This is a genomic window from Pseudomonas sp. HMSC063H08 (assembly GCF_001813645.1).
GTDB classification, from domain to species: Bacteria; Pseudomonadota; Gammaproteobacteria; order Pseudomonadales; family Pseudomonadaceae; genus Pseudomonas; species Pseudomonas aeruginosa.
Map to the genome: position 1 here is coordinate 11877 of NZ_KV813346.1, position 9656 is coordinate 21532.

Annotated in this window: 7 protein-coding genes; all 7 read left to right on the forward strand. The window is 69.7% G+C overall.

Annotation, left to right across the window (positions count from 1 at the left end; translation table 11 throughout):
• Positions 1–7: 7 nt before the first annotated feature.
• The 7 genes from gspK to HMPREF2924_RS03565 all read left to right on the forward strand — a co-directional run bounded on the left by gspK (position 8) and on the right by HMPREF2924_RS03565 (position 9481).
• A complete protein-coding gene (gspK, locus tag HMPREF2924_RS03535; RefSeq protein ID WP_003085351.1) occupies positions 8–973 on the forward strand; it encodes a type II secretion system minor pseudopilin GspK in 966 nt (321 codons plus the stop codon).
• The gene (gspL, locus tag HMPREF2924_RS03540; protein ID WP_023094980.1) at positions 970–2181 is read left to right on the forward strand and encodes a type II secretion system protein GspL; all 1212 of its coding nucleotides are present in this window, start codon (positions 970–972) and stop codon (positions 2179–2181) included. Before gspK ends, gspL begins: the two co-directional genes overlap by 4 nt.
• Complete coding sequence (locus tag HMPREF2924_RS03545) at positions 2168–2761, forward strand: type II secretion system protein M (protein WP_004364202.1); 594 nt, start codon at positions 2168–2170, stop codon at positions 2759–2761. The genes gspL and HMPREF2924_RS03545 overlap by 14 nt, the downstream gene beginning before the upstream one ends.
• Complete coding sequence (gspD, locus tag HMPREF2924_RS03550; RefSeq protein ID WP_004364200.1) at positions 2758–5169, forward strand: type II secretion system secretin GspD; 2412 nt, start codon at positions 2758–2760, stop codon at positions 5167–5169. The genes HMPREF2924_RS03545 and gspD overlap by 4 nt, the downstream gene beginning before the upstream one ends.
• A complete protein-coding gene (gene gspE, locus HMPREF2924_RS03555; RefSeq protein ID WP_004364198.1) occupies positions 5166–6575 on the forward strand; it encodes a type II secretion system ATPase GspE in 1410 nt (469 codons plus the stop codon). The genes gspD and gspE overlap by 4 nt, the downstream gene beginning before the upstream one ends.
• Positions 6575–7789 carry a type II secretion system inner membrane protein GspF gene (gspF, locus tag HMPREF2924_RS03560; protein WP_004364195.1) on the forward strand — a complete coding sequence of 405 codons (1215 nt, stop codon included), beginning with the start codon at positions 6575–6577 and terminating at the stop codon, positions 7787–7789. The genes gspE and gspF overlap by 1 nt, the downstream gene beginning before the upstream one ends.
• A 513-nt stretch (positions 7790–8302) precedes the next feature.
• Entirely contained in the window at positions 8303–9481 is a 1179-nt protein-coding gene (locus HMPREF2924_RS03565; RefSeq protein WP_004364192.1) for a substrate-binding domain-containing protein, read from the forward strand.
• Positions 9482–9656 lie beyond the last annotated feature (175 nt).

The following is a 9656-nucleotide window of genomic DNA, read 5'->3' on the forward strand; positions in this document are numbered from 1 at the left end:
GCGCGCCATGAACGGTCATCGCCAGCGCGGCATGGCGATCATCAGCGCGCTGCTGATCGTCACCGTGGTTGCGGTCATAGCCGCCGGCCTGATCGCCCGCCAGAGCGCATTCATCCGCGCCCTGGAAAGCGAGCAGCTACGCATCCAGGCCGGCTGGATGCTGCGCGGCGGCCTGGAATGGAGCCGCCAGTTGCTGCTCGAGGACAGCCGCCGCGACCCGCTGACCCGCCTCGACCAGCGCTGGGCGCAACCGATGCGTGGCTTGCGTCTGAGCAGCGCCGAATTGCCGTTCAACGGCCAACTGGAAGACGAGCAGGGCAAGTTCAACCTGCGCAACCTGTTGGTCGACCAGCGCCCCGATCTCCAGGAGCGAGCGAACTTCGAACGCCTCGCCGGTCTGCTCGGCGTGCGCCCGAAGGAGACGCGGCTGATCGTCGAGCGGGTACTCGATTCCTATGCACGGCTGCCCGCCGAAGCGCCGCCGGCCGAGACGCAACCCGCAGGCTTCGACAGCGGCCGCGAGACTTCGCCGGGCGCCGTGTTGCGTGCGCTTCCGGCGCGCATGCCGGCGCTCAGGCGTCTCGACGACCTGGCCCGGCTGGGCATTCCGCCGGCGACCCTGGAACGCCTGCGGCCCTACGTCACCATCCTGCCCGAAACCACCTGGATCAACGGCAACACCGCGCGCGCCGAAGTGCTCGCCGCCTGTGTCCCCGGCCTCGGGCTGGACCAGGCGCGGCGGGTGCTCGGCGAGCGCGACCGGGGCCGCTGGTTCCTCAATCGCGGCGACTTCGTCAACCGCCTGAACATGCCGCAATTGCAGGCGCAGTCGGTGAAGGTCGGGATCACCAGCGACTGGTTCCTGCTCACCGCCTATGCTCGGCGCGACCGGCAAGAGGTGCGCCTGCAAGCCCTGGTGCAGCGCAAGGCCGGTGAAAGCACGGCGGTCAACTGGGTGAGGGTGGGCTCATGAAAGCCACCTGGCGTTGCCTGCTGCCGCCGCTGAGCGAGTTCGCCGAGGCGGCGCCGCTGCCTTGCCTGCGCCTGGATGCGCGCGGCGCGGTGCAGGAACGAATCGAGGCCTCGCTCGCGGAACTGGCGCGGCGACGCCAGGGGTTGCCGGTGGCGCTGTTCCTGCATCCGCGCGATTGCCGCCTGGTCAGTCTCGAACTGCCGGCGCTGCCTGCGGCGAAGCTCGCCGCCGCGGTGAACTGCGCGGCCGAGGCGCTGGTCCTCGGCGATCCGGCGCAGCTACGCCTGGCCCACGGCCCGCGCGGCGCCGACGGGCGCCTGACCTTGGGGTGGTTGGAGGCGTCGGCGCTGGCCTCGCTGGAGCAGGCCGTGCAGCGGCTGCGGCTCGACGTGCGGGAGGTGCAGGCCGCGCCGTTCCTCCTGCCGTTGCGCGATGACGGTTGGGTGGCCGGCGAGTGGGACGGCCATCTGCTGTTGCGCCGCTCGCTGAGCGACGCTGCGGTCCATCCCTTGCCGGAGCAGGGCCTCGCTGAGGTCCCGCAGGAGTTGCGACTGTTCTGGCTGGGCGAGCGTCCGGCGTGGCGCTCCGCAGCCCTGGAGCGGGCCGAGATGCTGGACGAAGCGCTGCGCTGGAGCGGGCCCGCCAGTCCGTGGGGATTGGCGCTGAAAGCGCCGGCGACGAGCGCCGGCAACGGCACCTGGAAGATGCCCCTGTTCTGCGCTGCCCTGGCCTTGCTGGTGTGGGTCGCCGGTCTGAACCTGTACGCCGGGCAACTGGCCGGGCAGGGCCAGTCCTTGCAACGGCAGAGCAGTCAACGCGTGCAGCAGGCCTTCCCGGAACTGCCGGTGGTGCTCGATCCGTTGCGCCAGGCTCGCGAGCGACGCGACGCCTATCTGGCCGGCAAGGCCGATGGCGATGCCGTACCGGGGCTGGCCGCGCTGCTGCATGGCGCCGGCGAGGCGATGCCGTTCCTCGCCGGACGCCTGCAACGACTGGACTACCACGCCGGCGAACTGGACCTGGAGCTGCTGCCGGGACCGCCAGGCGGCGATGCCGCTGCCTGGCAGGGCGAGTTGGGCAAGCACGGGTTGCAGGCCGATGCCTCCGACAAGGGCTGGCAGGTGCGCGCCATGGAAGCGCCGCCAGCGCCGGCCGCTGGCGCGGCAGACAGTGGCACTGCCGAGGCGGCTGCCGATGAAGATGAATAAGCGCCTGGCGGGCCTACTGAATACCCCGGCGCAGCGCTGGAGTCCCCTGCTGCTGCGGCTGCAGGCCTACTGGCGGCAACTGGCGCCGCGCGAGCGCAAGATTCTCGCCGGCGGTGGCCTGGCGCTATGCCTGGCGCTGACCTGGCAAGTGTTCGTCGATCCGCCGCTGGCGCGGATCGAGCATTGGCAAGCCGAGCTGCCGCGCCTGCGTGCGCAGGCCGCGGCGGTGGACGGCGTGTTGCGCGAGGTCGAGGCGTTGCGCGGTCCGACCCTGAGCGGTACGGCGGACGCCGAGGCGATCCGTCGCAGCCTGCGCGATCAGGGACTCGACGGTTTCCAACTGGACGCCCCGCAACCGGGCCAATGGCAACTGGACTTCGCCAGCGTGTCCGGCGAGGCCTTGCTGCGCTGGCTGGCGCGCAGTCCGGCGGCGTTGCGCCTGAGCGTCAGCGAGGCGCAGGTGACGCGTCTCGACGCTCCTTCCGAGGAGCGCTCTGGCTCTTCGAGCGAGCCGTCCGGCGGGCTGGTGTCCGCCTCGATCCATTTGCAGTCGTCTTCCGCTCCCAAGGATTCCCCATGAGGCAATCAGCTTTCCACCATGCCCGGCGTCGTTGGCCTGTACTGGGCGTGGCGCTGGGCGCGCTGCTGGTCGCGGCGTGTAGCGAGACGCCGAAGGTCCCCGGCGTGCCCCCGGCCGACGAGGAAGTCGGCCGGCCGCTGAGCAGTGTCCGCTCCGGTGCGCCGTTGCGCAGCGCCGACGTCCGCGAGCGGCCCCAGGCCGAGCAGGCCCGCCGCGCGCTGAGTGCCGGACGCGGCGTGGCGCGCTCCGGTGCCGTGGCTCCGGTCTCAGCGACAGCGGCCGAACTCGGCGAGCAGCCGGTCAGCCTGAATTTCGTCGATACCGAGGTGGAAGCGGTGGTGCGCGCGCTGTCGCGCGCCACCGGCCGGCAGTTCCTGGTCGACCCGCGGGTGAAGGGCAAGCTGACCCTGGTTTCCGAAGGCCAGGTGCCGGCGCGCACCGCCTACCGCATGCTCACCAGCGCCCTGCGCATGCAGGGCTTCAGCGTGGTCGACGTCGACGGGGTCAGCCAGGTGGTGCCGGAGGCCGACGCCAAGCTGCTCGGCGGGCCGGTCTACGGCGCCGACCGGCCGGCGGCCAACGGCATGGTCACGCGGACCTTCCGCCTGCGCTACGAGAACGCGGTGAACCTGATCCCGGTGCTGCGCCCGATCGTCGCGCAGAACAACCCGATCAATGCCTATCCGGGGAACAACACCGTGGTGGTCACCGACTACGCGGAAAACCTCGACCGGGTCGCCGGGATCATCGCCAGCATCGACATCCCCAGCGCCAGCGACACCGACGTGATGCCGATCCAGAACGGCATCGCGGTGGACATCGCCAGCACCGTCTCCGAACTGCTCGACAGCCAGGGCAGCGGCGGCGCCGAGCAGGGCCAGAAGACCGTGGTGCTCGCCGACCCACGCTCCAACAGCATCGTGATCCGCTCGCCGAGCCCCGAGCGCACGCAATTGGCGCGCGACCTGATCGGCAAGCTGGACAGCGTGCAAAGCAATCCCGGCAACCTCCATGTGGTCTACTTGCGCAACGCCCAGGCGACCCGCCTGGCCCAGGCCCTGCGCGGGCTGATCACCGGCGACAGCGGCGGCGAGGGCAACGAGGGCGACCAGCAGCGCGCGCGCCTGAGCGGCGGCGGCATGCTCGGTGGCGGCAACAGCGGTACTGGTAGCCAGGGCCTGGGGAGCAGCGGCAATACCACGGGCAGCGGTTCCAGCGGGTTGGGCGGCAGCAACCGCAGCGGCGGCGCCTATGGTGCGATGGGCAGCGGCCAGGGCGGCGCCGGACCCGGTGCGATGGGCGAGGAGAACTCGGCGTTCTCCGCCGGCGGGGTCACCGTACAGGCCGACGCCACCACCAACACCCTGCTGATTTCCGCACCCGAGCCGTTGTACCGCAACCTCCGCGAAGTCATCGACCTGCTCGACCAGCGCCGCGCCCAGGTGGTGATCGAAAGCCTGATCGTCGAGGTCAGCGAAGACGACTCCAGCGAGTTCGGCATCCAGTGGCAGGCCGGCAACCTCGGCGGCAACGGCGTGTTCGGCGGGGTCAACTTCGGCCAGTCGGCGCTGAACACGGCCGGCAAGAACACCATCGACGTGTTGCCCAAGGGGCTCAACATCGGCCTGGTGGATGGCACCGTGGACATCCCCGGGATCGGCAAGATCCTCGACCTCAAGGTGCTCGCCCGGGCGCTGAAGAGCCGCGGCGGCACCAACGTCCTGTCGACCCCGAACCTGCTGACCCTGGACAACGAGTCGGCGAGCATCATGGTCGGCCAGACCATACCCTTCGTCAGCGGCCAGTACGTCACCGACGGCGGCGGTACCAGCAACAACCCGTTCCAGACCATCCAGCGCGAGGACGTCGGCCTGAAGCTGAACATCCGTCCGCAGATCTCCGAGGGCGGCACGGTCAAGCTCGACGTCTACCAGGAGGTCAGCAGCGTCGACGAGCGCGCCAGCACCGCCGCCGGGGTGGTCACCAACAAGCGCGCGATCGATACCAGCATCCTCCTCGACGACGGCCAGATCATGGTCCTCGGCGGCCTGTTGCAGGACAACGTGCAGGACAACACCGACGGCGTTCCCGGACTCTCCAGCCTCCCCGGCGTCGGCTCGCTGTTCCGCTACCAGAAGCGCTCGCGGACCAAGACCAACCTGATGGTCTTCCTGCGTCCCTACATCGTCCGCGACGCCGCCGCCGGGCGCAGCATCACCCTCAACCGCTACGACTTCATCCGCCGCGCCCAGCAGCGCGTGCAGCCGCGCCACGACTGGAGCGTCGGCGACATGCAGGCTCCGGTGCTGCCGCCGGCGCAGCAGGGCATCCCGCAGGCCGCCTACGACTTGCGCCCGAGTCCGCGGCCGCTGCGCGCGGTACCGCTGGGCGAGGCGGCGCCGCTATGAGCCTGCTGCCCTACGCCTGGGCCAAGGCGCAGCGCGCCTTGCTGCGGCCGGGCGAGCATGGCGCGACCCTGCTGGTCAGCCCGCGCACGCCCGGCTGGGCGATCAGCGAGGTGCGCCAGCGGCATGCGCTGGCCAGCCTGGAGAGCGTCCGCGACGACGAACTCGACACCCTGCTGGCCAGCGCCTACTCCGATACCGGCAGCGCCGCGGCGGTGGTCGGCGCGGCGGAGAGCGAGGTCGACCTCGACCGCCTGATGGACGATATCCCCGAGGTCACTGACCTGCTCGACACCCAGGATGGCGCGCCAGTGATCCGCATGATCAACGCGCTGCTGACCCAGGCGGCGCGCGATGAGGCCAGCGACATCCACATCGAGCCCTTCGAGACCCATTCGGTGGTGCGCTACCGCGTCGACGGCGCCCTGCGCGACGTGGTTGCGCCGCGCAAGGCGCTGCACGCGGCGCTGGTGTCGCGGATCAAGATCATGGCGCAGCTGGATATCGCCGAGAAACGCCTGCCCCAGGATGGCCGCATCGCCTTGCGGGTAGCCGGGCGGCCGATCGACATTCGCGTCTCCACCGTGCCCACCGGCCACGGCGAACGGGTGGTGATGCGCCTGCTCGACAAGCAGGCCGGGCGCCTGAGGCTGGAGATCCTGGGCATGGCTCCCGGCGTGCTGGCGCCGCTGGACAACCTGATCCGCCAGCCGCACGGCATCGTGCTGGTCACCGGGCCCACCGGCAGCGGCAAGACCACCACCCTCTACGCCGCCCTGGCGCGGCTCGACGCCAGCACCAGCAACATCCTCACCGTCGAGGACCCGGTGGAGTACGATCTGCCGGGGATCAGCCAGATCCAGGTCAACGCGCGCATCGACATGACCTTCGCCGTAGCCCTGCGGGCGATCCTCCGGCAGGACCCGGACATCATCATGATCGGCGAGATCCGCGACCTGGAGACCGCGCAGATCGCCGTGCAGGCCTCGCTCACCGGACATCTGGTGCTGGCCACGCTGCACACCAACGACGCGGTGTCGGCGGTGACCCGGCTGGTGGACATGGGCGTCGAGCCGTTCCTGCTCGCCTCGTCGATGCTTGGCGTACTCGCCCAGCGCCTGGTGCGGCGCCTGTGCACGCATTGCCGGGTCGAAGAGGACGGCGGCTGGCGCGCGGTCGGCTGCCCGGCCTGCAACCAGACCGGCTACAGCGGGCGCACCGGCATCCACGAACTGTTCGTGATCGACGACGAGATCCGCCGCCTGGTCCACCAGGGCCGCGCCGAGCAGGATCTCCGCGAAGCCGCCCGCGCCGCCGGCATGCGCAGCATGCGCGAGGACGGCGAGCGCTGGATCGCCAGCGGCTCCACCACCCTGGAGGAAATCCTCCGCGTGACCCGGGACGCCTGATGCAGACCTTCCGCTACGAAGCCGCCGACGCCCAGGGCCGGATCGAGACCGGCACCCTGGAGGCGGACAGCCAGCGTGGCGCCCTCGGCCAACTGCGCGCCCGTGGCCTGACCCCGCTGGAGGTCCGCGAACAGGCTGGCGGCGGGGCCGGGCAAGGGGCGGGCGCGCTGTTCGCCCCGCGCCTGTCCGACGGCGACCTGGCCTGGGCCACCCGCCAGCTGGCCAGCCTGCTGGCCGCCAGCCTGCCGCTGGAGGCGGCGCTGAGCGCCACCCTCGACCAGGCCGAGCGCAAGCACATCGCCCAGACCCTGAGCGCCGTGCGCAGCGACGTGCGCGGCGGCATGCGCCTGGCCGACGCCCTTGCCGCACGGCCGCGGGACTTCCCGGAAATCTACCGGGCGCTGGTGGCGGCGGGCGAGGAGTCCGGCGACCTGGCCCAGGTGATGGAGCGCCTGGCCGACTACATCGAGGAACGCAACGCCCTGCGCGGCAAGATCCTCACCGCGTTCATCTACCCGGCGGTGGTCGGCATGGTCTCCATCGGCATCGTCATCTTCCTCCTCGGCTACGTGGTGCCGCAGGTGGTCAGCGCCTTCTCCCAGGCGCGCCAGGACCTGCCGGCGCTGACCCGGGCGATGCTCCAGGCCAGCGACTTCGTGCGCGCCTGGGGCTGGCTCTGCGCCGGCGCCATCGGTGGCGCTTACTGGGGCTGGCGCTTGTACCTGCGCGACCCGCAGGCGCGGCTCGGCTGGCACCGGCGAGTGCTGCGCCTGCCTCTGCTCGGACGCTTCGTGCTCGGGGTGAATACCGCGCGCTTCGCCTCCACCCTGGCGATCCTCGGCAGCGCCGGCGTACCGCTGCTGCGCGCGCTCGATGCGGCGCGCCAGACGCTGGCCAACGACTGCCTCGCGCAGGCGGTGGAGGAGGCCACCGCGCAGGTTCGCGAAGGTGTCTCGCTGGCCTCGGCGCTGCGCACGCGGCAGGTGTTCCCGCCGATCCTCACCCACCTGATCGCCAGCGGCGAGAAGACCGGTGCGCTGCCGCCGATGCTCGACCGCGCGGCGCAGACCCTGTCGCGCGACATCGAGCGCCGCGCCATGGGCATGACCGCGTTGCTCGAGCCGCTGATGATCGTGGTCATGGGCGGGGTGGTGCTGACCATCGTGATGGCGGTGCTGATGCCGATCATCGAGATGAACCAACTGGTCCAGTAGTCCGTGCCTGAACAAGCCCTTCCCGTGCTGGGCGATTAACCGCTCGCGGCTATCCGCCGTGGGGATGGGGCGTCTCAGCAGTATTCCGAAGAGAGGTATCGGCGGATAACGCCGCTGGCGTAATCCGCCCTACGGGAGGGGCCTGTGCAAGCAGGCCTTCCTCTCGCTGTCATCAACCCGTGTGGCCTCTCGCCAGGGCTCGGGTGCATGTTTCAGCGAGGTTGCCCCGAGGGCGCGCCATGGCCGTCGCGGGCCGGCCGCCGGGAGGCGCTCGCGGAACCTCGCAGGTCCCGCGAAAAGGCCCGGCGCAGAGCCTGCGAACACCCGAGGAAAGGCTGCGAAAACAATTCGATGCTCCCGAGATTTTTTCCCCGATCTGTCACCGGAACTTGCGAGTTTTATCCCCAGCGGCCCCTTCGACCGGCTAGGGATGCAAAGCCCGGCAAGCACGGCGCCGCCTCATGCAAGACGACTTCCTCAACGTACCAACACCACGATGAAAGGAGATTCTTCATGTTCAAGCGCTCTCTGATCGCTGCCTCGCTGAGCGTGGCCGCCCTCGTATCCGCCCAAGCCATGGCCGACATCAACGGCGGTGGCGCCACCCTGCCGCAACAGCTGTACCAGGAGCCCGGCGTCCTGACCGCCGGCTTTGCCGCCTACATCGGCGTAGGCAGTGGCAACGGCAAGGCGGCCTTCCTGAACAACGACTACACCAAGTTCGTCGCCGGCACCACCAACAAGAACGTGCATTGGGCTGGTAGCGACTCCAAACTGAGCAAGACCAACGAAACCAACCCCTATCTGAGCGCCCATGGCTCCGCCTGGGGTCCGCTGATCCAGGTGCCGTCGGTAGCCACTTCGGTCGCTCTGCCGTTCAACAAGTCAGGTAGCAACGCCGTCAACTTCGCAGACGTGAACACCCTTTGCGGTGTCTTCTCCGGCCGTCTGACCGATTGGAGTCAGATTCCTGGCTCGGGCCGTAGCGGCGCCATCACAGTGGTCTACCGTTCCGAGAGCAGCGGCACCACCGAACTGTTCACCCGCTTCCTCAACGCCTCCTGCTCCAGCACCCTCGAAGGTGGCACCTTCGCCATCACCACCAGCTTCGGTAGCAGCTTCTCCGGCGGCCTGCCGGCTGGCGCCGTATCGGCCCAGGGCAGCCAGGCCGTGATGAATGCGCTCAACGCCGCCCAAGGCCGCATCACCTACATGAGCCCGGACTTCGCCGCGCCGACCCTGGCCGGTCTCGACGACGCCACCAAGGTCGCCCAGGTTCGCGGCGTATCCCCGGCGCCGGCCAACGTTTCGGCGGCCATCGGCGCCGTTACTCCGCCGACTACTGCCCAGCGTTCCGATCCGAACAACTGGGTACCGGTCTTCGCTGCCACCGCCAACCCCAACGACCCGAGCGTGCGTCCGTATCCGACCAGCGGCTACCCGATCCTCGGCTTCACCAACCTGATCTTCAGCCAGTGCTACGCCAACGCCACCCAGACCCAGCAGGTGCGCGACTTCTTCACCCGTCACTACGGCGCCACCGCCAACAACGACACCGCGATCACCAACCATCGCTTCGTGCCGCTGCCGGCTTCCTGGAAGCTTGCCGTACGCCAGTCGTTCCTGACCTCCACCAACAACTTGTACATCGGCCATTCCAACGTCTGCAACGGCATCGGCCGTCCGCTCTAAGACGCTCCAGCCCACGGGCGATAGCGGAGACCGGCGGTGCGCAAGCACTGCCGGTTTCTTTTTTTCCGGCGCTTAGCCGCTTTCCATGAACTTTCCGTGACAAGACTTCGGCCCGCCCTGTTGCGGGCTGTCTTTCTATCAGGAATGCGCGTTGGCAAGCCGACGCGTCGAGTTG

Coding starts and splice junctions, on each gene's coding strand:
- gspK (WP_003085351.1), top strand. CDS start 8: ATGAACGGTCATCGCCAGCGCGGCATGGCGATCATCAGCGCGCTGCTG.
- gspL (WP_023094980.1), top strand. CDS start 970: ATGAAAGCCACCTGGCGTTGCCTGCTGCCGCCGCTGAGCGAGTTCGCC.
- HMPREF2924_RS03545 (WP_004364202.1), top strand. CDS start 2,168: ATGAAGATGAATAAGCGCCTGGCGGGCCTACTGAATACCCCGGCGCAG.
- gspD (WP_004364200.1), top strand. CDS start 2,758: ATGAGGCAATCAGCTTTCCACCATGCCCGGCGTCGTTGGCCTGTACTG.
- gspE (WP_004364198.1), top strand. CDS start 5,166: ATGAGCCTGCTGCCCTACGCCTGGGCCAAGGCGCAGCGCGCCTTGCTG.
- gspF (WP_004364195.1), top strand. CDS start 6,575: ATGCAGACCTTCCGCTACGAAGCCGCCGACGCCCAGGGCCGGATCGAG.
- HMPREF2924_RS03565 (WP_004364192.1), top strand. CDS start 8,303: ATGTTCAAGCGCTCTCTGATCGCTGCCTCGCTGAGCGTGGCCGCCCTC.